The following is a 26,209-nucleotide window of genomic DNA, read 5'->3' on the forward strand; positions in this document are numbered from 1 at the left end:
TATTCGTGTGATAGTGGCTCATAAATATTTAAAAAAAATTCGAGACGTCTAAAGTAGCTTAAAAACAAACTGACCTATGAAAAAACCATTTATACATCAGGATTTTTTACTTCAATCGGAAGCAGCAAAAAAGCTCTATCATAACTATTCTGCTGATCAGCCTATTATTGATTATCACTGCCATTTACCACCTCAGGAAATAGCAGAGAATAAGAACTTTGAAAATATCACAAAGATCTGGCTCGATGGTGACCATTATAAGTGGAGAGCAATGCGTACCTGTGGGGTAGATGAGAAGTTTATTACCGGTTCCGCATCCGATAAAGAGAAGTTTTTGAAGTGGGCTGAAACCGTTCCTAAAACATTGAAAAATCCCTTGTACCACTGGACTCATATGGAACTCAAGAATCCGTTTGGTATTACTGAACAATTGTTAGACGGAGATTCTGCTGAGAAAATTTGGGATAAATGTAATGAAATGCTTCAGTCTCCAGAATTTTCTACCCGTGGGTTACTTAAGCAAAATAATGTGAAGGTTGTAGCAACAACGGATGATCCAACGGATAAATTAGAATTTCATACTCAGTTAAGAGATGAGGGTGAAGATGCCTTTAAAATGGTTCCTACTTTCCGGCCTGATCGGGGAATGGAAATTGAAAATGGAAAGGAATGGCTGAGCTGGGTTGAAAAACTGTCAGATGTGACCGGAGTAAGTATTTCGAGCTTCGATGATTTTCTGGAAGCTCTTCAGCAACGTCATGACTTCTTTGATGAAATGGGATGCCGTGCTTCCGATCATGGTACCGACAGACCTTATTCTGATGACTTTACCGACAAAGAAATTGCTTCGATTTTCGAGAAGGTATTGGGAGGAGAGTCACCAACAGAAGAAGAAACTCGAAAATTTAAATCTGCCTTTTTGTATCACTGCGGTGTGATGGATGCGAAGAAAGGATGGGTCTATCAACTTCATGTTGGAGCCATCCGGAATAATAATTCCCGGATGATGAAAGAATTAGGCCGCGACACCGGATTTGATTCTATTGGTGATTTTGATCTTGCACAACCTTTAGCACATCTTTTAAACAGGTTGGATTCTGAAGATCAACTTCCTAAAGTGATACTGTACAATAGCAATCCCAGAGATAATGAATTAATGTCGACTATGATTGGAAATTTCCAGGATGGTTCGGTAGCTGGAAAATTGCAGCATGGTCCGCCATGGTGGTTTCTCGACCAAAAGGATGGAATTGAAGCTCACATCGAGTCACTGTCAAATATGGGAGTTTTGAGTCAGCTTATTGGGATGACTACAGACTCCAGAAGCTTTCTTTCGTTTCCTCGACATGAATATTACCGGCGAGTTTTATGCAATGTGCTTGGTGATGATATTGAGAAAGGCTTATTGCCGTCCAACTTTGACTTAGTTGGAAATATGGCGAAGGATATCAGTTTTAAAAATGCTAATACTTTCTTTGGTTTTAAGGCAACCTAGAAGTATAGTCTTAGTCAATTTGAATTAGAGGTGTAACTTATAGTAGAAGTCAAGTGTGAAGTTGGCTTATCATATAAATTACAGCGGGTTATGAATGTTTTGAATTTATTAAATTTGTACCATAACCAGATAGTATAAATGTATCGAGCTTCTTTATGTGGGTATATATTAGCTCAGAACTAAATCCTATGAAATGAAAAATGTTACTCTGCAGGATATTGCCGATGAATTAAATCTGACGAAAGTCAGTATCTCTAAGGCTCTTCGTGACCATCCTGATATATCCGAAGGAACACGGATAAAAGTCAAAGAGATGGCTAAGAAGATGAAGTATCGGCCAAATTTGGTTGCCCGTTCTTTGACGTCCTCAAAATCGAAAACTATAGGGTTAATCATCCCAAAAATAGCCCATTACTTTTTCGCTTCAGTAGTTGAATCCATTTACAAAACAGCTTTTGATCATGGCTATGAGGTAATTATTGGTGTTTCTTTGGAGGATGAGAAACTGGAGAAAATTCATATTGAAACTATGTTACAGATGAGGGTAGATGGCTTGCTTATATCCACGACCGAGCAGACCAAAGATCTAGAACGATTTGAGGTGGTTAAAGATATGGGTATTAATCTGGTATTCTTTGATCGGGGATTTAATGATTCAGGCTTTAGCTATATAAAAGCCGAAGATAGAAACAGTGCACGGCAGGGAGTTACCTATTTAATAGAACAGGGTTGCACTAATATTGCTCACTTATCAGGTTTTGATTCTGTAGATATTGGTCGAAATCGTAGATTAGGCTATGAAGATGCTATGAAGGAAGCAGGTATAGAGATTAACCCTGACGCTATTATTGAAGGAGGATATAACGAAGAGGCTGGCTACAATAGCTTCAAGAGATTAGTCGAATCTAGCGGAGTGCCGGAAGCCGTGTTTACTGTAACCTATCCAGTGGGTTTGGGAGCATTAAAATACATGAATGAGCATGACATTGATCCTAAAACAGTAAAAATTCTAAGCTTTGGCAAAAGTGATTTTAATAAATATCTGACTTCACCTTTTACCTGTATTGATCAGCCTACAAAATCGTTAGGTAGACGCGCAGTGAAGCAGTTACTTTCTGAGATAAATGAGGAAGGGACAAGTACCCCCGTTTTGACCGAATTAGCTTGCAAGATATCTATTTAAGAATGACGGCAAATAACGGGTATATAGTGCTATTTTTATGCTAATCAGCCGATACCACCAAATTAGTTAGTACAATTTCAGAAAATTTTACTTAACAACTTAAATCGGCTTTATTTGCACTTTTTGATTGAATTAGACCTGCTTTTCCTTTACAATACGCATCTACTTAACCGATTACTTAAAAGAGTAAAAATACCCAGTATTTATGAAAAGCCTCAGCAGAGATAAGAGTGAAATCGAAAAGCCTCTAAAAGTAATTCAGTTTGGTGAGGGGAACTTTTTGAGGGCCTTCATTGACTGGATGATTGACATCTTTAATAAGGAAACAGACTACAATGGTGGAGTTGCAATTGTTCAACCCATAGAACACGGTATGGTCAGTGTTTTGAAAGAACAAGATGGACTATATCATCATCTGAGACAGGGAATTGAGGGGGATCAAACGATTGATGAAATTCGCAAAATTGAATGTATAACCTCTGCAGTCAATCCTTTTGAGGAGCAGGATGCTTTCTTTAATCTTGCCGAACAGCCTGAGGTAGATTTAATTGTTTCAAACACCACAGAAGCAGGGATTGAATTTAAAGAAAGCGACAAACCTGGTGATAATGAACTGGCGGTGACCTTCCCAGGAAAGTTAACGCAGTTGCTTAAGCACCGCTTTGATCATTTTGGAGGCTCAGCTGACAAAGCCGTTTCGGTTTTACCCTGCGAGCTTATTGAAAGTAACGGTGATAACCTCAAGCAATGTATACTAAAATACATTGAACTTTGGGATTTGAGTGATGAGTTTAAAAGCTGGATAACCGAGCATACCAACTTTGCTAATACATTGGTTGACCGGATTGTGCCTGGTTATCCAAAAGATGAAATTGAAGAAATTAAAGAACGCATTGGATACGATGATAACCTGGTTGTTAAATCAGAAGCTTTCCACCTTTTTGTAGTTCAGGCTCCAAAGTCTTTACAAGATATCTTTCCAGCAGAGAAAGCAGGGTTGAATGTGAAATTTGTGGATGATATCACTCCATACCGAACTCAGAAAGTAAGGATCTTGAATGGGGCCCATACATCTATGGTTCAAATAGGGCTCCTTTCAGGATTGGAGACGGTTGCAGAAGCCATTGATCATGAGGTAGTTGGAGAAGTTATGCAGGAAATTATGTTTGAAGAAATTGTCCCAACTATCCAAATCCCTGGGGGAGATCCCAAAGAGTTTGCCAAGGAAATAAAAGGGCGATTTAAGAATCCGTTTATTCGGCATGAGCTCATTGATATTTCACTCAACTCAGTTTCAAAGTATAAGGTAAGAGTGTTGCCTACAGTGCTGGATTATCTCAAAATAAAAGGGGAGCTGCCAAAGCGACTGGTTTTCGCTCTTGCTTGCTTGATAAAACTCTACAAAGAAAGACATGATCAGCTTCGGGATGATGCAGAATTCCTTCAATTTTTTAGTGAGCGTCAGGACCTCTCAGAAGAAGAGTTGGTAGAAGAAGTACTCAGCAAAGAGTCGATGTGGGATCAGGATTTGACGGAGGTAGATGGTATGAGAGATTTAGTTCTCAAGTATTATACATCTATCAATTCTACAGAAATGTTAAAAGCGATACAAAATATTTAAGAATGACGGAAGCAATCACAATTCACCAAAAAGATGATGTAGCAGTAGCTTTAACTGAGATCCCTGGTGGAACTAAGGTGACGGTGAATGGTCAGGAAGTTACGGTGAAGGAGTACATCAAGTCGAAACATAAGTTCGCCTTGAAAGACTTTGACAAGGGTGATGAAATTCACATGTACAATGTCACAGTTGGAGTAGCTCAGGAGGCAATAAAGACTGGTGAAGCGATTACTACGGAAAACCTGACCCACAAATCAGACACGTTCAGCATAGAAAACCGAGAGAAAGCAAGTTGGTCTAAGCCGGATGTATCTAAATGGAAAGATGTTACTTTTGATGGCTACCATCGTGAAGATGGACAGGTTGGAACGGCTAATTACTGGTTGGTTTTTCCACTCGTTTTTTGTGAAAACCGGAATATTGAAACTATCAAAAAGGCTTTTAACAAAGCTCTTGGGTTCGAAAAAGAGGACCCTTATGTAGGGATGGTAAACACGTTGGTGGAGCGCTATGAGAATAACAACCTCAACGGTGGTGCTATTGAATTTGAAGTTTCAGAGTCGCCCCAACCAACGAAAAAGCGAGTTTTCGATAACATAGATGGAATTCGTTTTTTAACTCATCAGGGAGGTTGTGGAGGCATTCGTCAGGACTCTGAAACACTATGCCGCCTTCTTTCCGGATATATTAACAACCCTAATGTGGCAGGAGCTACGGTGCTAAGTTTGGGTTGCCAGAATGCCCAGATCAGTATGTTTAGGGATGCGCTAAAAGCTGTGAATCCCGACCTCAAGAAACCGGTCGTTATTCTTGACCAACAAGCAACGGGAACCGAAAAAGATCTGATTACAAATTCTATTTCGAAAACCTTTATGGAGTTGGTTAAAGCCAATCAGATTGAACGTAAACCGGCTCCATTAAGTAAGCTTACCATTGGGCTGGAATGTGGTGGATCTGATGGATTTTCAGGGATATCAGCCAACCCAGCGATTGGATATACCAGTGATTTATTGGTTGCCCTAGGTGGTAAGGCTATTCTTAGCGAATTTCCCGAGTTGTGTGGCGTAGAACAGGAATTGATAAACCGGATGGACAAAGACGAGCATGCCGAGAAATTTGTTGACATTATGCGCAGATATGAGCAGTCAGCCATAGACTCAGGCTCTGGTTTTGATATGAATCCTTCCCCCGGAAATATTAAAGACGGGTTGATTACGGACGCGATGAAATCAGCTGGTGCAGCTAAGAAAGGAGGGACTTCTCCCGTGATGGACGTGCTTGATTATACAGAGTACGCAACCAAACCCGGACTGAATTTACTTTGCACGCCCGGCAATGATGTAGAATCTACAACCGGACTTGCAGGTTCAGGGGCAAACGTTATTCTATTCACAACCGGACTAGGAACCCCTACAGGAAACCCGATTGCACCCGTCCTAAAGCTTTCTTCTAACTCTCACCTGGCAGAAAAAATGCCTGATATTATTGATATAGATACGGGTCAGGTGATTACGGGGGATAAGACCATTGAGGAAATGGGAGAGCAGATTCTGGATCACATCATAGAAACGGCAAGCGGTCGCAAACCTGCCAAATCTATGGAATTGGAACAGTATGACTTCATTCCTTGGAAGCGAGGTATTTCGCTTTAACTCTGAAAGCGGAAACGATTTTAAATATTTTAAGAGATTGGAATAGGAGGTTAAGAATCCTTTCAGGCTCTTCTTAAAGTGCTCACTGTAGTTTTTCATAAAATAATTTGAAGAGAGGTATACTCCAGCCTTCACCTCAGCCAGTATAACAGTTGCCCCATTTTATCGAATTACCTAAAAGGTGTGCATAATTATGTTTGGTATTTTAGTAGAGCTTAGATATTAGTATTATACAAACGTGAAATTTTCAGCCACATACCGTGTAATTGCTTCATTTCTCAGTTTAAGCATCCTTGTCGGGATTGCTGTACCTGTGGGACTCCATGCAAAATCGATGGAAGAATGCGATTCAATGGAGGTTAAGCACACTGACCATCAAATGCCTATAACCATGATGGCGGGACATGACGACTGCCCCATGGAAGATCAGCATCAGGACCAATCTGCAGCTGAATCAGTAATGGACGCGGGAATGCATGATTTTGGTTTTGCCTGTGCTTGCAGTATCGATCAGGCACCGCTAAAAACGGAATCGCAGGTATTTCAAAAAAGTAAATTACCTGTTCTTAATCTGACTGCGATAATTTCTGAAGCTCACATAAATCAACCAGAATCCGATAACCACGCTATTCTTATTTCGGATTCCTATTCACAACCTCCCATCTTTTTAGCCAACGAGTCCTTTCTGATTTAGGGATCGGTATATCTTTTCTCCACTAAAGTCATTCCTGTAACGTCAGGAACCTTGATTCTTGTACTATCTATTTTAAAAAATAGGCTTCAAGGTCTCAGATATCTATCGAGAGATGACTGCTTTTTTAATTGTACCGATTCATCAATAATAAACTCATGCTAAATAAAACCATCCGGTTTTTCCTGGAAAATAAGCTTGTTGCTGTACTATTCTTGCTAGTCTTAGTAGGCTGGGGACTTGCAGTAGCTCCCTTTAATTGGAATCTTGACTTTCTTCCTCGGGATCGTGTTCCTGTGGATGCTATTCCCAACCTTGGGGAGAACCAACAGATCGTTTACACTGACTGGGAAGGACAATCACCTCAAGATATAGAAGACCAGGTTACCTATCCTTTGACCACTCAGTTACTGACTGTGCCTGGTATCAAAACCGTTCGAAGTAATTCCATGACCGGTCTTTCCATCATTTACATCATTTTCGAAGAGGATGTGGATTATTATTGGAGTCGCTCCCGTATCCTTGAAAAACTAAACTCGCTTCCTGCCGGCACTATCCCTCAAACTGCAAAGCCCGCCCTTGGTCCTGATGCTACCGGATTAGGACAGATATTTTGGTACACGCTGGAAGGCAGGGATCAAAGTGGAGAGCCAGCAGGTGGATGGGACCCCCAGGAGTTACGGTCTATACAAGACTTTTATGTGAAATACGGGCTATCAGGAGCTCAAGGTGTGGCAGAAGTCGCCTCCATTGGAGGGTATGTAAAAGAGTACCAGATCGACATCGACCCAAACAAACTAAAAACGTATGGGGTTACTCTACCTGAAGTGATTGATGCGGTTCGGAAAACCAATGCTGAGACCGGTGCCCGAACTATTGAAATGAATAACGTGGAATACCTGGTTCGGGGAATTGGGTACATAGAAAACCTGGAAGATTTGGAATCTGCTGTGGTTAAAGTAGTGGATAATACGCCCATTCGAATTCAGGACGTTGCCTTCGTAAGTATGGGGCCGGCTCCACGAAGAGGTGTGTTGGATAAGGCTGGAGCAGAAGCCGTTGGTGGAGTAGTCGTAGCCCGGCAAGGTGCAAATCCCCAGCAGGTAATTGATAATATAAAAGCACAGATCAAAGAGATTTCTGCCGGCCTGCCTGTAAAAACCCTTGAAGACGGAACCGAATCTCAAGTCACCATTGTACCATTTTATGATCGCTCTACGCTGATCTCTGAAACCTTGGGGACGCTCGAAGAAGCCCTCACGCTTCAAATACTGATTACCATTATCGTGATCGTTATAATGGTACTGAATCTGCGAACTTCGGTGCTAATTTCTGCAATGCTCCCCATCGCTGTACTCATGACCTTCATTGCTATGAAGTATTTTGGGGTGGATGCTAACATTGTGGCCCTTTCCGGGATCGCTATTGCCATTGGTACCATTGTGGATATGGGAGTCATTCTTTCTGAGAATATGCTCCGGCATTTGGAAGAAATGGAGGAAGATGAATCACTTCTGGAAGTTATATACAATGCTACTGTAGAAGTAGCCGGGGCTGTATTGACGGCCATAACTACCACCATTGTGAGTTTTCTCCCGGTCTTTACGATGATCGCTGCCGAAGGGAAACTATTCAAACCACTGGCTTACACTAAAACCTTCGCGCTGATTGCTTCCATCATCATTACAATCACACTTATCCCACCATTTGCCCATTGGTTCTTCGGGCTGAAGATCAATAATAAGAAATTAAAACTTAGTTGGAACGGTTTGCTGGTGATCGGAGGATTCATTGCCATGTTGACTGTTTCAGGCTGGGGTGGTCTGTTGATCATGGGCTTCGGACTCATCAATGGCGTGGGATTCTTTTTAGGCGAAGAATATCACAAACGAATTCCAATTCTCAACAACGTACTTTCTGTAGTGGTAGTAACCTGGCTACTTACGGAATACTGGCTTCCTTTTGGGCCATCGGTCTCTTTTGCAGGTAATTTGTTTTTTATCGTTTTAGTGATCGCCCTTATTCTTGCCACCTTCTGGCTCATCATCAAATATTATCAACCCATTATTAGTTGGTGCCTGGATCATAAAAAGATTTTTCTAACCCTTCCATCCTTTTTCGTGATTTTTGGGGTGGTAATTTGGCTGGGCTTTGCAACTACCTTTGGGTTTGTAGCCAAAAGCTTTAATACGGTCGGGGTTGATATAAGCGAAACATCCGTTTGGACTTCAGCGTCCGAAGCTTTTCCAGGACTGGGTGAAGAATTTATGCCTGCCCTGGATGAAGGAGCTTTCCTTTTGATGCCTACTACGATGCCTCACGCCGGTGTAGAAGAGGCAGAAGACGTGATGCGTAAAATTGACCTGTCTGTTAACTCCATACCGGAAGTTGAAATGGTCGTTGGAAAAATGGGCCGGGCTGAATCAGCTTTGGACCCGGCACCTATCTCCATGTTCGAAAATGTGATTCAATATAAATCGGAATACAAAACGGATGAAAATGGCCGGCGGATGCGATTCGAGGTCAATGATTCAGGGGAGTTTGTAAGAGATGAAGATGGAGAACTGATCCCGGATGAAAACGGTGAGTATTATCGCCAGTGGCGCGATCATATTCACTCCCCGGATGATATCTGGGATGAAATTGTAGCTGTCGCACGGATTCCCGGAACTACCTCGGCACCAAAACTTCAACCCATTGAAACACGATTGGTGATGCTACAATCTGGCATGAGAGCCCCTATGGGGGTCAAAGTAAAGGGAAGTGATCTTCAAGAAATTGAAAATTTTGGTTTACAATTAGAAGATGTCCTGAAGAATGCTGAAGGCGTAAAAGCTTCATCGGTATTTGCGGAACGTATTGTTGGTAAACCCTATTTGGAAGTTCATTGGAACCGGGAACAGTTAGCCCGCTACGGGTTATCCGTTCAAGACGTGCAGCAATTTATGTCGATGGGTGTGGGTGGGATGGCAGTCTCAACCTCCGTTGAAGGGCGCGAGCGATACCCCATTCGTGTTCGTTTTGCACGTGAGTTAAGAGATAACCCTGAGGCTTTAAATGAACTTTTGGTTCCCACCAAAACGGGTGTTCAAGTACCTCTTTCACAACTGGCTGAGATCAAATACCACCAAGGACCACAAGCCATCAAAAGCGAAGATACGTTCCTGGTGGGTTATGTAATCTTCGATAAGTTAGATGGCTTTGCTGAAATTGAAGTGGTAGAAAATGCCAGACGTGCTATTGAAGAAAGTGTGAACTCCGGTAACATAGCGGTTCCCGCAGGTATCAATTTTGAATTCGCGGGCAACTATGAGAATCAGGTCCGAGCTGAGAAACGGCTAAGCGTTATTCTGCCTATTGCGCTGGTCATTATCTTCCTGATCATGTATTTCCAATTTCGGTCTGTGGCTACTACATCCATGATCTTCAGTAGCATTTTTGTGGCTTGGGCGGGGGGATTCCTGCTCGTCTGGCTTTACGGTCAAGGATGGTTTCTGAATTTTGATCTGTTTGGTCAAAATCTTCGGGATCTGTTTCAAATGGGAACCGTGAACTTAAGTGTGGCCGTTTGGGTAGGTTTCATCGCCTTATTTGGAATTGCAGCTGACGGAGGCGTAGTGATGGCAACCTATCTCGACCAATTGTTCGATCGCAAGAAGCCGAAGACATCGGCCGAATTACGAGAAGTAGTGATAGAGGCAAGTACACGCAGAATTCGCCCGACACTCATGACGACAGCCACCACCATCCTTGCTTTGTTACCCGTCCTAACATCCACAGGCCGAGGCTCGGATATTATGGTGCCTATGGCAATCCCGAGTGTAGGTGGCATGTTCCTGCAAATCATCACATTACTGGTTATACCGGTCCTTTATTACATGTGGAAAGAATTTAAAATGAAAAAAGAATTGTCATGAAAGAAGAAAATCGATTAAGGAACATTGAATATCCAATATTGAGCAGGATGGGAAGAAAGTCTTCAGCACTCTTTGCGAAACATCTGCACGCTCTGCTATTAATTGTATTACTTGGCATAATTGCACTGCCTTTTACCGTGCAAGCTCAAACTATTGCAGAATACCAACAACAAGCAGCTAAGAATAATCCCGAGTTGAAGGCTGAATATCAGCACTATCTATCAGCTCTTGAAGAAAGTCCTATTGTTGGTACTTTGCCCGATCCGGAAGTTGCTTTTGCCTATTTCATCAGTCCGATTGAAACCAGATTGGGACCACAAAAAGCAAGGATTTCACTAACCCAAATGTTTCCCTGGTTTGGGAGCCTCTCAGATAAACGATCAATATCGGAAGCGCAGGCTAAAGCGCAATACGAAGTATTTCAGGAGACCCGAAATCGACTGTTTTATCAAACCGAGAAAGCACTTATTGAACTTTATGAGTTGGACCAAAGCTTGGAGATTGCCAACGAAAACCTCGACATCCTAAACTCATTAGTGGAGATAAGTTTGAGCCGATATGAAACAGATCAGGCTTCGCAGGTGGATGTGTTACGGGCACAAATCGAACAGGAAGACCTGAAGACGCAAATTGCTTTGCTTGAAGACAATCGGAATGTGTTAATTCAAAAAGTGAATGAGCTTTTGAATGCTGAGCAAGAACAGGTGATCACCTTGCCGGATACGTTAATTCCTGAAATGAGTATAGAAAGCGAGCCGGAACTACTGAATAAATTGGTTCAACAAAACCCGGCATTAAATCGCCTTAAATATCAGGAGGACTCCGCCCGCGAAATGAAAATGCTGGCAGTAAAAGACGGGAAACCATCCTTTGGCGTAGGCCTGGATTATATCTTCACCGAAGAACGCTCAGATGTACCAACGCTAGCTGATAATGGTAAAGATGCCATCATGGCCAGAGCCAGTTTCAAAATTCCCCTGTTCCGAAATAAATACAATGCCAAGGTTCAACAAGCAGAGCTGAATATTCAATCAGTACAGTCGCAAATAACAGACAAAGAGAACAAGCTGGAAACAGATTTATCCTCTTCGCTGAGGGACTATTATGATGCGCGGCGGCGGTTTGACTTGTATGACCAGAAGCAGATTCAACGGGTTAATCAGGCACTGAGCATTATGACACAGAACTATTCAACCGACAGTTCCAATTTTGAAGAAATTCTACGGATGCAGCGCAAGCTTTTGGGTTATCAACTTAGCCGTATTCAGGCTTTGGTAGATATGCAGGTTTCATCGGCTTTCATCGATTACCTGACGGGCAAGCACAACATTAATCTAAATAAATAGACGTGTGATTTGAGCCATGAATAGTAAGAAAAACTAATCACTACTCTAATCTCACAACTCAATACTTACAACTATGAAAACAAAAAACATACTTATTTACTCTGGACTTATACTGGGTGGACTCTTACTCGGCTACCTATTTTTCGGAGGGACTTCGGAACCACAAACACTTGAAGAGCATATATCAGAAACCCACACTGATGAGGAAGGCAATGTGGTTTATACGTGCAGTATGCACCCTCAGATAAGAGAAAGCGAGCCAGGAAATTGTCCAATTTGTGGAATGGAGTTAATTCCGGCTAATGATCTTGATGACAATAACTCAGAATCGCTCAACCCGAATGCTGTTACATTTTCAAAAGCCGCACTTGCGCTTGCTGAGGTTGAAACCACTCCGGTTAGAAAAGGAGTCCCAGTGGTTGAAACCCGGTTACCTGGCAAAGTGGCTGTAAATCAGAACTTGGTATCGAATGTGACGGCTCACTTCCCCGGTCGTGTTCGGGAGTTATATGTAGATTATACCGGTGATTACGTTCGTAAAGGGCAAAAACTGGTTTCTATTTATTCTTCGGAGTTAATTACGGCACAGAGTGAACTTTTGGAAACAGCCCGATTCAAAGAACAAAACCCTCGATTATATGAGTCTGCCCGGCGAAAGCTATTGCTTTGGGAATTTCCGGAAGAGACCATAAACCAGATTGAACAATCAGGAGAAGTGATGGAAGAGTTAGACTTTTTCTCACCAGTATCTGGCTATGTATCAGAGATCAATATCTCTCGGGAAGACCATATTCAGGAAGGTTCAATGCTATACCGGATCGCAAAGCTTTCTGAGGTATGGATTGAATTTGAGGCGTATGAATCGTCAGTCAATAATTTAAAAATCGGAGATAAAATTGATTTTACGGTGAGCTCCATTCCTGGGCACACTTATACCGGCGAAGTCAGCTTTATCCAGCCTTTTTTAAATGATAAATCCCGAACAGTAGAAATACGTATTACTGTTGATAATCCAAGAAAAGAGATGAAACCCGGCATGTTTGCTGAAGGAGTTATTTCTTCTCAATCAGGCCAAAAACAGCAACTTCTTGTCCCCCGAAGTGCCGTGCTATGGACCGGAGAAAGGTCCATTGTGTTTATGGATGTTTCCACAGCTGAAACTCCTGCTTTTGAAGCAAGGGAAGTTGTATTAGGCAAAAGGGCTGGTAACGAATATGTAATCGAATCTGGACTGGAAGTTGGTGAGCGTGTGGTATCAAACGGCACATTTAAAGTGGACGCTGCCGCCCAGCTTAGCGATAAACTCAGTATGATGAATAGAGAACCGGGCTCAGGAGCAAATCGCGGGGCACATGATCACGGTGCTATGGACATGAATAACGGTGAAATGAATATGGACGACGGCGATATGAATGAATCCACTATGGATACAACTGAAGATCATTCAAATCATGAAATGGATAAAAGCCTTGAGGCATTAGTACCCCAGTACTTGAAACTTCGGGAAGCACTGTCCAAAGATGATTTTGAAACGGCTAAAGAACATGTCCGAGTGTTCTCAACGGATACATTCAGTGATATTGAAGAGCTCAGAGCCGAGTTCAAATCCATTTCAGAAATGCTTATTTCACGAATTGAAGAAGAAGGATATGAAGGAGCACTGTTCAAGCAATATTGCCCTATGTACGGTGGTGGAAGCACCTGGATAAGTGACAAAAAAGATATTGAAAACCCTTTTTATGGCACTCAAATGCACAACTGTGGAGAAACCGTTGAGCAGATGAATTAATGTATAAATCAAAAACGGAGGTATTATGAAATTAGTAAAAGCATACATACGCCCCATGCTGCTTGAAGAAGTATATAAAGCGCTACGTTCTGAAGGTCATTGTTGCATAACAGTATTCAGAGGAGAAGGAGCAGGTCAATATACCGATCCTGACCATGCACATGGCTCGTTGCAATTCCCGGCGATGCACTCCAAAGTTGTGAAAATAGAAATAGCAGCGGTAGACGAAGATGTCAATTCTATTATTGAGATCATTCAACAAACTGCTTCAACAGGTTCGCGCGGAGATGGAATTATATTTGTCATGCCTATTGAGAATATGATTAGGATCAGGGATGGTGAGGGAGGATCTAAAGTAATAGAATAATAGGCTTACACTAAATAAACGGTAAGTATTAATCATCATTGAATAAGCTAACCTCTTAGATAGTTGATATTTTAAGTAAAGCAAACATTAACAAAACCATAAGATTATGAAAAAGATGAAATCAATCGCACTGTTACTGGCAATAAGTTTAGGTCTAACCGTAACCGCTGTGGCCCAGCAACAAAATATAGAGCAGAAAAAGCAGCAAATGATGACCATTATGCAGGACTCATCTATGCAATCCATGATGATGGATCACATGATGAATAATCCTGAAATGCGAGCCAAGATGATGCAGAGAATGATGAAATCACAAAAGATGGATCATTCCAAAATGATGGAAAACATGAACTCCATGATGAACAATCCTGAAATGAAAGAACACATGAAAAAGCATATGGAAATGATGCAATCTATGATGGATGGAGATATGGATCACGCTAAAATGATGAATATGATGGATAACTCATCTATGATGAACATGCATATGATGTGTATGCAAATGATGCAGGGAGGCATGATGGATTCGGGAATGAAAATGAAATCAGATTCTACCGATAATAAAGGTATGAACCATCATTAGTAAAATTAAATGGGGATGCACTTCAAAGTCATCCCCGAATTCTAAAACTATAAATGATAGCATTATGCATGATTTTCAATTTTTTGGAGGTGGCTGGATGATGTTTTTCTGGTGGTTCTTACTCATTGCCTTGGTCATTGTCTTAGTAAGGCCGTTATTCAAGACAAATCAACAAGAATCTGATAAAGAAACTCCCCTTGAGATCCTTAAGCGAAGGTATGCAGATGGAGAAATTGATCAAGAAGAATTCGAGAAGAGGAAAAAGGATCTGATGTGATCAAGTATTTAAAAATACAATCATTATAGTTTCAAAATTATGAAAAGAAAACAATTTTTACGCAGAGTAGGTCTTGGAACTGGTGCATTAGCCCTATCACCTTGGTTAACATCCTGCCTAACTTTTTCTGACGATGAGTTGCAGGGTTCTTTTAGAAACAGATTGCCTTTTCCGGGTCAAATAACAGATCCTTCGTTTAATTTATCTGCCTCTTCTGCAGAAATAGAGATGCCAGAATCGTTAAGTCTGGCTGCTTTTCAATTTAATAATTCAGTTCCCGGTCCAACAATTCGCCATGTAAAGGGGCAGGAACTTAACATCCAGTTTACTAATAATATAGGTCAGGAAAGCATTATTCACTGGCATGGACTCATTGTTCCCCCCGAAATGGATGGACATCCCAAAGATGCAATATCAGGAGGAGCCTATGATTATGAATTCAGCCTGAATCAAAGAGCCGGCACCTATTGGTATCACCCGCATCCTCACAGAATAACAGGAGAGCAGGTTTACCGCGGGTTAGCAGGTTTTTTTATTATTGAGGATGACGAAGAAAAAGCGCTCAACTTACCCAGTGGTAACTACGAGATACCGCTCGTTATTCAGGATCGGAGAGTAAGTGACTCTGGGCAGATCATTTATAACCCGTCTATGCCCGAACGGATGATGACTGGGTTTTTGGGAGATACAATCTTAGTTAACGGAGCGCCATCTCCTTACCATGAAGTTGAGCCAGGTGTGTATCGCTTAAGAGTATTAAATGGCTCAAATGCCCGGATTTATAATGTAGCGTTTCAAGATGATCTTTCCTTTATGGTCATCGGCACCGATGGAGGCCTTCTGCCGGAAGCTATTGAGACGAATGAATTATTAATGGCCCCCGGGGAAAGAGCAGACATACTGGTAGACTTCTCTGGAGTGAAGAAAAATAGTATTCACCTTATCAGTAAACCATTTGATGTGCCTTCCGGCGGCGGTATGATGGGAATGCAAAACATGATGGGGAGCTCCGGACCAGAGCAAGGCACCAGTTTTGATCTTATGGAATTCAGGATCGATGGAGAATCTAAGCAAGAATCGATGGGCCTTCCCGGTCAGCTGTCTGAATCGACCTTTCCTGAAGCTTCATCTGCTGATCGCACCCGCTCCATTCGGTTGGACATGCAAATGATGAACGGCCATACCATTAATGGGCGTCAGTTTGAGATGGAGCGAGTCGATGAACGTGTAGAGCAAGGAAGTACTGAAATTTGGGAGTTTATCAATAACTCAAACGTACCTCACCCCATGCACGTGCATGCCATTCAGTTTAAAGTTCTTGATAGAAGCGGAAGTAGAGGATTAACGCCTACCGAAACAGGTTGGAAGGACACGGTACTTGTTATGCCCGGTGAGACTGTTAGGGTTATCATGAATTTCAATGCGCCAAAAGGCCTGTACGTTTTTCACTGCCATAACCTGGAGCACGAAGACAACGGCATGATGGCTAACCTGGAGATTATATAACCTTTTGGACACAACAATTAATTTCTGAACTCAATTATTTAAAACTTTGACTAACTAATTATGGAATCTTTACTAACTCCTGAATGGGCTCCCAACATTCACCCACTGATCGTTCATTTTCCTATTGCGCTATTAGTGACGGCTGCATTGGCTAATTTTGTATCTCTTTTTTTTCAAGAAAAATGGTGGGATGAAACAAAGAATACCATCCTTTATGTAGCAGGAGCACTTTTCGCCGGTGTCACCTATTACAGTGGTACATTAGCTGCAGATAGCGTCTTTTTACCTACAGAAGCTCAATCTGTTTTAAGCGAGCACGCCGACTGGGCGGAGTATCTACTTTGGTTCTTTGTTATTTACACTCTATTGAGAATCGCCTTTCACTGGTTTGATCTTTTTGAAAAGAAGAGCTTTAAGATCATTGCATTCATTACAGTGCTACCGGGATTATTTATGGTATATGAAACGGCTGAGTATGGCGGTAAAATGGTATATGGATATGGAGCGGGAACCGGTCAATTATTACAACAAGAAGAAGCCTCATCTGAAGTCACCGACAGTACTACTGTTCCATCCTCTTTTATTACGAAAGACAATGGAGACTGGACCTGGGACATAAACTCAAATTCAGTCAGTGATCTAATCACTAACTTTCATTGGGTGGAAGGTTCTTTACAGGCGTTAAAGCCAACTATCACTTCAAGTGGCAATCCGCTACTACAGCTTCAGGCTTCCGGGCAAGCAAGTCTATTTGTTACCCATCAATCATACCAAAACATACAAGTTGATTACTACCTCAATCTGGATGATTTAGATGGAGAAATAGAACTTAGTCATCACCTGCAGGATGCAAGTAACTATGATTTTGTTTCACTGAATTCGGATGGGATTATTCGTCAAGGCAGAATCCAGAACGGGGAAACAACCATTTTCGAAGAAGGCACCTATGAAACCGAGGGTCTGTTATTTCTACGGGTAGTGGCAGATGAAACGCACTTTCGCGGATATATTAACAGAGAGATGAAAGTTCACGGCCACGGAGATGCTCCGGAAAGTGGAAACGTAGGGCTAAAATTACAAGGGCAGGGATCGGTACTCATATCTAAAATTGAAATGACGCAACTCTAAAAAACTATCTCAATGAAATCACTTATAAAAATATTCGCTGTTCTTGTGTTTTTATCAGGAACGGTGATGGCTCAGACAAATCAAAAAGAAACCAAGGTATTAGAAGCACTTGACAACTTTAAAACCGCCATTATTGAAAATGATTCTGAGGCTGCATCGAGTGTCATGGCTGATGATGTCTTGATACTGGAAGGCAGCGGAATGGAAACGAAGGAAGAATATCTTTCCCATCACTTTCACTCCGATGGTAAATTTCTGAAGGCCATGGATCGTGAGATACTAACTCAAAAAATCAGCATTGAAGGGAATACAGCATGGGTAAGCACGGTTAGCTCCATGAAAGGAACATATTCCGAAAGAGAAATAGACCTGACCTCTCTCGAACTGGCTGTATTAAAAAAGGCAGGTTCGGATTGGAAAATTACCGCTATTCACTGGTCATCCCGATAAGCAACAAACGATTTAACTAAACAGAGCAGAATATGAACCACGAACATCACAATCACGAAGACCATAACCACAATGGTCACCAAAATAAAGAGCATAACCAAGATCAGGAACACAATCAGGATCACGGTGGGCATGAAGGGCACTCCCATCATGAGCATCACAAAATGATGGTTCAGGACTTCAAATTTCGATTTTGGTGGGTGCTTGCACTCACGATTCCGATCATGGCCCTATCACCCATGATCCAGGATTTTCTGGGTGTGGACTGGAGATTCACCGGTGACAGCTGGATTTTAGCTGCGTTATCAACCGTCGTTTACTTCTTTGGCGGATGGCCGTTTCTAACAGGACTGATAGATGAGCTGAAGAAAAAGCAACCGGGTATGATGACGCTTATCGGTCTTGCTATTTCTATCGCCTACCTCTATAGCACGGCTGTGGTCTTTGGCTTTGAAGGAGACCTGCTCTACTGGGAGCTTTCAACTTTGGTCGGGATTATGCTTTTGGGACACTGGATCGAAATGCGTTCTGTGATGAGCGCTTCGACAGCTTTGGAAGAGTTAGCTGCTTTGATACCGGGTGAAGCTCATCGTGTACATGAGGATGGATCAACGGAAGACGTCCCGGTAGAAGAATTAGAACAGGGCGACAAAGTCCTCATCAAGCCGGGTGAGAAAGTGCCAGCCGATGGGATTGTTCTTAAAGGGGAATCGAGCGTGAATGAAGCCATGCTTACCGGAGAATCCAAGCCGGTTAGTAAACAAAAAGATGATGAGGTAATTGGCGGTTCTGTAAATGAAAAAGGCTCTCTTACTATACAAATTTCTAAAACCGGGGACGATTCATTCTTATCTCAGGTTATTAACCTGGTAAGAGAAGCTCAGGAAAGTAAGTCTCGTACACAGGATTTAGCCAATCGGGCTGCTTTTTGGTTGACCATCGTTGCTATTACAGCCGGCCTGATAACCTTTGGAGCCTGGATCTTTTTTACGGGACAAAGCTTTGACTTTGCGATGAACCGAACCGTAGCGGTCATGGTGATTACCTGTCCACACGCGTTAGGTCTGGCCATTCCATTGGTGGTTTCCCGCTCAACCAGTATTGCTGCGACCAATGGATTTCTTATACGCAATCGGTCTGCTTTTGAGCAGGCAAGAAACTTGGATTCCATTATCTTCGATAAAACCGGTACGCTAACCGAAGGAACCTTTACGGTAACCAATATTCTGAATTTTGGGGATGATCACTCCGATGAAGAGATACTTAAATATGCAGCTTCGCTGGAGAAAAACTCTGAACATCCACTTGCAAAAGGAATCCTCGAAAAAGCCGGCGAAACCTGGGAGCCGGATGAGTTTAATTCCATTACCGGAAAGGGAATTGAAGGCAAGGTAAATGGAAAGTCGGTGAAAGTAGTAAGCCCCGGATATATTCGGGACCAGGAAATGGAATACCCAACAGCTGAAGTTGAAAAAGTATCATCCCAGGGAAAAACGGTGGTTTTTGTGATCATTGGAGATCAATTGACCGGAGCCATTGCTTTGGGAGATCAAATTCGAGAGTCGTCTAAGAATGCGATTGATGCATTACACAAGATGGGGATTGAGTGCATTATGCTGACGGGCGATAATCAACAAACGGCCGATTATGTAGCTGGAGAACTAGGCATTGATCAGGTGTTTGCTGAAGTACTTCCGGATGAAAAAGCCGATAAGGTGAAGGAGGTTCAGGGGCAAGGAAAACTTGTGGCCATGACCGGAGACGGCGTCAACGATGCCCCCGCTTTAGCTCAGGCTGATGTTGGAATTGCTATCGGAGCCGGGTCAGATGTGGCTGTTGAAACCGGTGATATCGTACTGGTAAAAGATAACCCTCAAGATGTAACAGCATTGATCAAGCTCTCAAAATCTACCTACAGAAAAATGGTGCAAAACCTGTGGTGGGCTTCCGGCTATAATATTGGAGCCATTCCTCTTGCCGCTGGTGTCCTGTTCGCCTGGGGCATTATATTAAGTCCTGCAGTGGGAGCTATACTCATGTCGCTAAGTACTGTTATTGTAGCTATCAATGCACGGTTCTTGAAGCTCGAAAATTGAAGGATGTAAAATGGAAACTAAGGTTATCAAAAGATGGGTTTAAAACTGCGAATCTGACTTATATATTTTCAAATCACTAAATAGGTACATCAAACCAATAGAATAAAGGAGATACTATGAGAAAACTAAACACTAAGAAATTAGGAATAGCGGTTGGCGCAACAGGCGTGATTCTATACCTGGGCTGTGCTTTGTTGATGATTGTGCTTGGCCAGCAAGGAACTATTTCCTTTTTTAACGCCCTCTTGCACGGTTTTGATACGTCATCAATCATTCGTATGGACATTCCTTTGTGGGAATCACTACTTGGAATTATTCTGACCTTCATTATAGGCTGGATAACAGGGGCAATAATCGCTGCCACGTATAATTATAGTCTTAACGATTCTGATAATTGAACGTGATTAGTGAGCCAGTTAAAAAAGTAATTTTTTGGGCTTTTATTCTTAATACCATTTGGGAATTTGTTCAATGTGGCTTTCTATATGGCATGTGGGACTGGCCTTTTCTCAAGGCTACCGTTTGGATGTGGGGAGCTGTTTTAGGGGATATCATCATTGTATTAGGGCTATGGAGAGCCACCTCAATGCTGACTTCGTCCGTGCATCTGGAACCTCGTCTAGGTCGCAAAGGATATATTGTGCTTTTCGGCTTAAGCTTTGCAGCAAGTATTTTTCTTGAATGGGTTGCTATTTTTCTTAGCCTTTGGGAATATACATCTGCGATGCCAGAGCTAACTATTTTTTCTTATGAGGTTGGCTTATCGCCGATTGTTCAAATTACTGTTCTTCCCGCTTTGAGTATTTATTTGACTGATATTACTACAGACAAACCAGTACCCAGAAAGTAGAAATAGATAAATATATACTACTTAGCTACATGTTGTAGCCCAGAGATAATGGATCTGTTATTATTTGACTCTGGACCATGGTACAGGCCTTATATTAGGTGTGTATTGAAGTTATAACTAAATGGAGAACTAAGTATGCCGTTCAAAAAGGAGAAGTTTATAAATGCCCGGATGAAGGGTGTGGATATGAAGTTACCGTAACCAAAGGAACTCCAGCAAGTTGTGGAGGTACGCAAAACCCTCCCTGCTGCTGTGGCAAAACCATGGTATAGAAAGACTAAACTAAGATTGAACCGGACCTTGTTTCCGGTTCTTTTTTAAGTAGTTATTATTTCGGTAGAGTAAGAACAAGAAATAAATTCGCCCAGCCATGAAACCTGATAATAAAGAAAAATATAATGGTGTAAGCACTTTCAAAATCGGAGAAGTAGCCCGGCGTGCTGATGTGAATAAAGAAACCGTCCGTTATTACGAAAAACGCAATCTCATTCCCAAGCCTGACCGAAGAAGATCAGGTTACCGAATTTTTACCCAACGGCATATCGATCAGATTAAATTTATCAAGCGGGAGCAAGAGTTAGGGTTCACGCTGAGAGAAATCAAGGAACTGCTGGAACTACGAATTGATGTTGACACCACTTGCTCTGAGGTCAAAAGTGAAGCGGAAGAAAAATACCAAGTGTGGTAGAAAATATCGAAGACCTACAACAAATAAAGAATACTCTGATAGATTTAATTGATTCTTGTACTGGCGAAGGACCTAAAGGAGATTGTCCTATTTTTAAAAGCCCTGGAAGGTGAATGTGAAAAAAGGAAAAAGCTGAGATGAAGGTATTATTATATTCCAACATCACATGCCCGGTCTGTTGTTTTCAAAAAACCGAGGAAATGGCTACGAATGACCACAGGCGATTCGGAGGGCAATGTTCAGGACAACGATTACACCCTTACCATGAGCAATGCTGCAGTGAAGCTGGCAGAAATCCAGACGTCCCCAGTCGAATATGGAAACCCGGTTCATAGATTTAGCTATGAATAAAATCATACACTCGTTTAAAAAGGACGAGATGTTAGCGAAGAGGCTTGCCGGTATCAGAAAATCACTCTTTTCAGACCCTGAATCAAGTTCAGGGTGACAACTTACTTATCCGATACACAAAGCAAAGGAAATTTCATTTTTCATAATCGAACCCAGGCTTATAGGTAAAGAGAAATTTCTTCAAGCCCGTTCTAACTACGGTGAGTTTTGGGGGTTACTTCATGAGGAGCATTTTGTTCGAAATGATAGTCCCATCAAACTGAAGCTGATAAAAGTAAACCCCACTGGAGAAACCCGTTGCATCGAATGTCACAGAATGTTGACCCTGACTTCGAACTTCATCTACTAAAACCATAACACTTTGGCCTACAACATTGAAGACTTTAAGCTGAACAAGTCCATTTTTTGGCAGACTAAATTCTATCTGAGTAGAGGGGTTAAAAGGGTTTGGGTAGTTTTGTTCTAACGAGATTTCAGTAGGAATTTCTATTTTTTCATTGACTTCATTTGAAACCATTAATGCGTCGAAATCCGGGGTCAAGTATTTCGAGTGAATGACGTTGGAAGGGTTGGGACCGGTCCAGCGAAGATACATTCCAGCAGGGCCAGTTGTATGGATATATTCGACTCGTATATTTCGGTTCTCTCCAGAAACCATAGCAACTTGTTGGCTGGGTGATACCTCCTCGCCATCAATAAAAACCTTTGCACTGCCATTCGTAGTACCTGTTGAAAAACGATAGTTACCTGTAGTTGGACTCATTACTTCACCTTCCCAGCGGACACTAAAGTTGTCGGAAGGGATTCCTTCCAAGGGATTATTACTAAGCCAATTCCAGGCAACCATAGGTTCTTTGCGAATGACTTTATCACCTGTGAAATCATTATTTGAAAAGTAGGTAGCAGCCAAGCCTTCAAGAGAATCTGAATTCTCTTTAGCCACACCTTGCCCGTGAAATTCAAACCAATTGAAGTTTCCAATTCCTCCCGGGTTCAATACATTTTTGAAAACAAAATAGACATCATGTGTACCGCCCGGATTATCTAATTCGGTGGTGAAATAGTCGTAAGTCTGCCATCCGCCTGTAAGTGCAGTTTGCATGCTTGCAATAAGTGGACCGTCTATTTCATCAATTCTTACCTCAACACGGGCCGGATTTTGTTGGGTTGCATATCTTACAGTCATGAACTCTATGTTCTCAAAATTCATAGGACCAAATTTCAGAGCTGAGCCATTATTTACAAAACCAACATTTTTCCCTCCTCCAAGGAAATCTCCGGTATCTTCGAGTTGAATATCAAATGACTCAAGCGCATGTTCTGCCTGCTTTAGTTTGGGCTGAAGAACGGTTAATGCAGAGCCAGTGAGGGGAGCGTTAGCACCGCCTCCATCATCTTCATAAGTGGCATTAAAAACATAAAAGACGTTATCAGGTCCATCGCCATGGCTTACGGTCATAAATGTTCCCTCACAGCCGCTGCTTGGGCCTGCACCATGGGAATGATCGTCATGCCCGATAGAAGGCTCTGTTTCAACGGCTGAGCATTCTATACCGTCTCCAATAGTACCTTGTTCAGCATCAGTCACCGAAACTTTATACTCGATTTCATCCCCTTCAATATAAAAACCACCATTAACGGGATAGTCGATCGTTACTTCGGGAGCTGTATTTCCGACTACAATCTGAATTTGATCAACGGAGCTTTCTCCATCAGGATCAGTAACAGTGAGTTTTGCCAAATAGGAACCCGCTTCTGTGAATGTATAGCTCGTGGTTTCGGAGTTAGCGTCTTCAACATCATCGCTATTAAAGTCCCAGGAATACTGTAAAAAATCAGCATCAGGGTCGCGAGAGAGTTCAGCTGAAAAATCTACGGTAAGCGGAGTTGCGCCCGTAGTTTTTGAAGCTTGAAGAACCGCTTGTGGAGGTCGATTCCCTAAGTTTTCAACATATTCGATTTTAATGATTCGGGCATCTTCATTACCACCCCCAAATCCGGTTCCCCATTCAACTACATACATAGCACCATCGGGTCCAAATTGCATATCGATAGGCCGGTTTAAGACCAGACTATCAAAAAATGGGTTTATTTGAAGAAGATCTCCATTTTCATCGAAACGAACTTCTTTGATCCAGTTGCGAGTCCATTCCATGATGAAAAGCGTGCTGTCATAATACTGTGGGAAACTTCCGGTTTCTTCGTTTGCTGGATTGAATTCAAAGAAACCTCCGGCTATAGCTGTTCTGTTTCCTTCTTCAAATTCAGGTCGGTCCGGGGTGAATCCATACGTGTAGGATAGCCATGCAGGTTGGGCGGCAGGTAGGTTTGTTGCTCCTGTGTTATTCACAGATTCGTTGACTGGGGCATCACAACTAAAAGTACCTGATGAAGTTTGAGTGGCAAAATTATAGTCGTTGTAGGGGATATTTTCAGCAATACAGTAAGGCCAGCCAAAGTTTCCGGCAGTAGTCGTGCGGTTAAATTCATCATACCCAACCGGACCCCGATTTGGATTATCTTCTCTTGAATCAGGCCCAACTTCACCCCACACTAACTCCCCTGTATTTTGCCTGATAGCCATTCGATAGGGGTTACGTGTTCCCATTATAAAGATCTCTTCCTTGCCATCATCAGTAGTCGCAAATAAATTTCCGTCAGGGATGGTATAAGTTCCGTCATCTTCAGGGTGGATGCGGAGGATTTTTCCTCTTAAATCTTGAGTATTTGCTGAAGTCCGTTGGGCGTCCCAAGGTTCACGGCCTGGGCGTTCATCAATAGGAGACCACCCATCTGCAAAAGGATTTGAATTATCTCCGGTAGCAATAAATAGATTTCCATCGGCGTCAAATTCCATATCACCACCTGAATGGCAGCATTCATCCCGCTGAGTAGGTATTCGAAGCAATATTTCTTCAGATTCAGAAACGATCTCATTATCAACAAATTCAAATCTTGAAACTCGCTGTTCTGTCACTGATGTTGGCGAATAGAAGAAATACACCCATGAATTGGTCTCGAAATCAGGATCTAATACCACACCGATCAGGCCATCTTCAAAACCATCGAAGACATCTATACTACCGGCATCTTCAATGACACCTGTAGCTTCATTTATTAATTTTATAGCGCCACCGCGTTCAATATATAGCACATCTAGGTTTGGGAGTACTGCAAGTGAAATTGGGTTGACCGGATTGTTGTCGATTACGGTCATCTGGTATTTTTCGTCAACAGTTCCTTCGTACTGACCTTGCACGTCGCCACTGGCATAATTAATTCCACCCAGAATGTGGTTTAGGAAATTTGGTTCAGAGAAACTTTCACTGGTATGTCCACCGCCGGTATACCAGGAGCGGCCACCATCATATTGATGTAGCCATGCAATGGGGTGGTCATATCCCATATTTCCACCACTGTATGTGTCTTCATCGAGCGTCATTAATACGTGAACTTCACCACGGGGATTGTCCCGGTAGTTATACCATTCGTCGGTTCTGACCCAATAATCCGGTAAAAAAGAGGTAGAAGGGTGCACCTTATCCGCAACTTCAATGGTGGCGGTGGGAGTTCCCGGAGGATGGCTGTCAAAATATGCTCCAACTAATCCACCATACCATGCCCAGTCATATTCGGTATCTGAAGCGGCATGAATACCCACAAATCCACCTCCGCTTTGGATGTACTGCTCAAAGGCGGCTTGTTGGTCTGCATTAAGAACATCTCCGGTTGTACTGAGAAATATGACGGCATCATACTGTAACAGGTTTTCCAAGGTGAACATCGAAGCATCTTCGGTTGCGTCTACTTCAAAATCATTATCCAACCCAAGTTGTTGAATAGCTGAGATCCCTGCAGGAATGGATGCATGTCTGAATCCTTCAGTTTTTGAAAAAACAAGAACCTTAAAGGTTTGGGCAAAAGATAAGGCCGGAGTAAAAAAAATAGAGAATACAAGCAGAAAGAGGAGTGAAGATTTTTTCAATGTACAGTTTTTTTGTTCGTGGGATGCTATAACATAACTAAAGCGGTGTTAATGGAGTAATTTTAAATTTCTAGCCTCAAATAATTAAATGTATTCTTGACTTCAAAGCCGGTTAAAATCATTAAGTTTGATAATCTGTTTTAGAACAGAATCAATTCTTTGATACCCCAAAAAGTTAGAGAATCATTCTAAGAGATCTTTAATGTGCTTAGTTGCAGTTAAATAGTACTTTGA

19 protein-coding genes are annotated in these 26,209 nt (G+C 42.1%); 18 read left to right on the top strand and 1 reads right to left on the bottom strand.

Annotated elements, in window-relative coordinates:
- Positions 1–76: 76 nt before the first annotated feature.
- From CL667_13750 to CL667_13835, 18 genes are all read left to right on the top strand, one after another.
- Positions 77–1,495 (top strand): glucuronate isomerase, encoded by a 1,419-nt coding sequence (locus tag CL667_13750; GenBank protein MAL18762.1) that lies wholly within the window; start codon positions 77–79, stop codon positions 1,493–1,495.
- 193 nt (positions 1,496–1,688) lie between these two features.
- On the top strand, positions 1,689–2,678 hold the full coding sequence (locus tag CL667_13755; GenBank protein ID MAL18763.1) for a LacI family transcriptional regulator: 990 nt from the start codon (positions 1,689–1,691) through the stop codon (positions 2,676–2,678).
- A gap of 205 nt (positions 2,679–2,883) precedes the next feature.
- A complete protein-coding gene (locus CL667_13760) occupies positions 2,884–4,299 on the top strand; it encodes an altronate oxidoreductase (protein ID MAL18764.1) in 1,416 nt (471 codons plus the stop codon).
- A gap of 2 nt (positions 4,300–4,301) precedes the next feature.
- The gene (locus CL667_13765; GenBank protein ID MAL18765.1) at positions 4,302–5,951 is read left to right on the top strand and encodes an altronate hydrolase; all 1,650 of its coding nucleotides are present in this window, start codon (positions 4,302–4,304) and stop codon (positions 5,949–5,951) included.
- Between the two features lie 352 nt (positions 5,952–6,303).
- Positions 6,304–6,645 (top strand): hypothetical protein, encoded by a 342-nt coding sequence (locus tag CL667_13770; GenBank protein ID MAL18766.1) that lies wholly within the window; start codon positions 6,304–6,306, stop codon positions 6,643–6,645.
- Between the two features lie 155 nt (positions 6,646–6,800).
- On the top strand, positions 6,801–10,559 hold the full coding sequence (locus CL667_13775; GenBank protein MAL18767.1) for a cation transporter: 3,759 nt from the start codon (positions 6,801–6,803) through the stop codon (positions 10,557–10,559).
- Entirely contained in the window at positions 10,556–11,905 is a 1,350-nt protein-coding gene (locus CL667_13780; GenBank protein MAL18768.1) for a hypothetical protein, read from the top strand. The genes CL667_13775 and CL667_13780 overlap by 4 nt, the downstream gene beginning before the upstream one ends.
- A 73-nt stretch (positions 11,906–11,978) precedes the next feature.
- Positions 11,979–13,694, top strand: coding sequence for an efflux transporter periplasmic adaptor subunit (locus tag CL667_13785; protein MAL18769.1), 1,716 nt, complete (start codon positions 11,979–11,981; stop codon positions 13,692–13,694).
- A 25-nt stretch (positions 13,695–13,719) separates the two neighbouring features.
- A complete protein-coding gene (locus CL667_13790) occupies positions 13,720–14,061 on the top strand; it encodes a transcriptional regulator (protein ID MAL18770.1) in 342 nt (113 codons plus the stop codon).
- A 106-nt stretch (positions 14,062–14,167) separates the two neighbouring features.
- A complete protein-coding gene (locus tag CL667_13795; GenBank protein ID MAL18771.1) occupies positions 14,168–14,644 on the top strand; it encodes a hypothetical protein in 477 nt (158 codons plus the stop codon).
- Positions 14,645–14,708: 64 nt separating this feature from the next.
- A complete protein-coding gene (locus CL667_13800) occupies positions 14,709–14,921 on the top strand; it encodes an electron transporter RnfE (GenBank protein ID MAL18772.1) in 213 nt (70 codons plus the stop codon).
- A 39-nt stretch (positions 14,922–14,960) separates the two neighbouring features.
- On the top strand, positions 14,961–16,427 hold the full coding sequence (locus CL667_13805) for a bilirubin oxidase (GenBank protein MAL18773.1): 1,467 nt from the start codon (positions 14,961–14,963) through the stop codon (positions 16,425–16,427).
- Positions 16,428–16,487: 60 nt separating this feature from the next.
- Positions 16,488–17,555, top strand: a complete 1,068-nt coding sequence (locus CL667_13810) for a hypothetical protein (GenBank protein ID MAL18774.1) — start codon at positions 16,488–16,490, stop codon at positions 17,553–17,555.
- Between the two features lie 12 nt (positions 17,556–17,567).
- Positions 17,568–18,005, top strand: coding sequence for a DUF4440 domain-containing protein (locus CL667_13815; protein ID MAL18775.1), 438 nt, complete (start codon positions 17,568–17,570; stop codon positions 18,003–18,005).
- A 32-nt stretch (positions 18,006–18,037) separates the two neighbouring features.
- Entirely contained in the window at positions 18,038–20,101 is a 2,064-nt protein-coding gene (locus CL667_13820; protein ID MAL18776.1) for a copper-translocating P-type ATPase, read from the top strand.
- 116 nt (positions 20,102–20,217) lie between these two features.
- Positions 20,218–20,499, top strand: coding sequence for a hypothetical protein (locus CL667_13825; protein ID MAL18777.1), 282 nt, complete (start codon positions 20,218–20,220; stop codon positions 20,497–20,499).
- A 2-nt stretch (positions 20,500–20,501) separates the two neighbouring features.
- A complete protein-coding gene (locus tag CL667_13830) occupies positions 20,502–20,951 on the top strand; it encodes a hypothetical protein (protein MAL18778.1) in 450 nt (149 codons plus the stop codon).
- A gap of 370 nt (positions 20,952–21,321) precedes the next feature.
- Positions 21,322–21,639: a heavy metal-responsive transcriptional regulator gene (locus CL667_13835; protein MAL18779.1), complete on the top strand. Its 318-nt coding sequence runs from the start codon at positions 21,322–21,324 to the stop codon at positions 21,637–21,639.
- 565 nt (positions 21,640–22,204) lie between these two features.
- Here CL667_13835 and CL667_13840 read toward each other — a convergent pair.
- Positions 22,205–25,975 (bottom strand): hypothetical protein, encoded by a 3,771-nt coding sequence (locus tag CL667_13840; GenBank protein ID MAL18780.1) that lies wholly within the window; start codon positions 25,973–25,975, stop codon positions 22,205–22,207.
- Positions 25,976–26,209 lie beyond the last annotated feature (234 nt).

Origin of the sequence: Balneola sp., assembly GCA_002694685.1 — a bacterium.
GTDB lineage: Bacteria > Bacteroidota > Rhodothermia > Balneolales > Balneolaceae > Gracilimonas.

Coding starts and splice junctions, on each gene's coding strand:
- CL667_13750 (MAL18762.1), top strand. CDS start 77: ATGAAAAAACCATTTATACATCAGGATTTTTTACTTCAATCGGAAGCA.
- CL667_13755 (MAL18763.1), top strand. CDS start 1,689: ATGAAAAATGTTACTCTGCAGGATATTGCCGATGAATTAAATCTGACG.
- CL667_13760 (MAL18764.1), top strand. CDS start 2,884: ATGAAAAGCCTCAGCAGAGATAAGAGTGAAATCGAAAAGCCTCTAAAA.
- CL667_13765 (MAL18765.1), top strand. CDS start 4,302: ATGACGGAAGCAATCACAATTCACCAAAAAGATGATGTAGCAGTAGCT.
- CL667_13770 (MAL18766.1), top strand. CDS start 6,304: ATGGAGGTTAAGCACACTGACCATCAAATGCCTATAACCATGATGGCG.
- CL667_13775 (MAL18767.1), top strand. CDS start 6,801: ATGCTAAATAAAACCATCCGGTTTTTCCTGGAAAATAAGCTTGTTGCT.
- CL667_13780 (MAL18768.1), top strand. CDS start 10,556: ATGAAAGAAGAAAATCGATTAAGGAACATTGAATATCCAATATTGAGC.
- CL667_13785 (MAL18769.1), top strand. CDS start 11,979: ATGAAAACAAAAAACATACTTATTTACTCTGGACTTATACTGGGTGGA.
- CL667_13790 (MAL18770.1), top strand. CDS start 13,720: ATGAAATTAGTAAAAGCATACATACGCCCCATGCTGCTTGAAGAAGTA.
- CL667_13795 (MAL18771.1), top strand. CDS start 14,168: ATGAAAAAGATGAAATCAATCGCACTGTTACTGGCAATAAGTTTAGGT.
- CL667_13800 (MAL18772.1), top strand. CDS start 14,709: ATGCATGATTTTCAATTTTTTGGAGGTGGCTGGATGATGTTTTTCTGG.
- CL667_13805 (MAL18773.1), top strand. CDS start 14,961: ATGAAAAGAAAACAATTTTTACGCAGAGTAGGTCTTGGAACTGGTGCA.
- CL667_13810 (MAL18774.1), top strand. CDS start 16,488: ATGGAATCTTTACTAACTCCTGAATGGGCTCCCAACATTCACCCACTG.
- CL667_13815 (MAL18775.1), top strand. CDS start 17,568: ATGAAATCACTTATAAAAATATTCGCTGTTCTTGTGTTTTTATCAGGA.
- CL667_13820 (MAL18776.1), top strand. CDS start 18,038: ATGAACCACGAACATCACAATCACGAAGACCATAACCACAATGGTCAC.
- CL667_13825 (MAL18777.1), top strand. CDS start 20,218: ATGAGAAAACTAAACACTAAGAAATTAGGAATAGCGGTTGGCGCAACA.
- CL667_13835 (MAL18779.1), top strand. CDS start 21,322: ATGAAACCTGATAATAAAGAAAAATATAATGGTGTAAGCACTTTCAAA.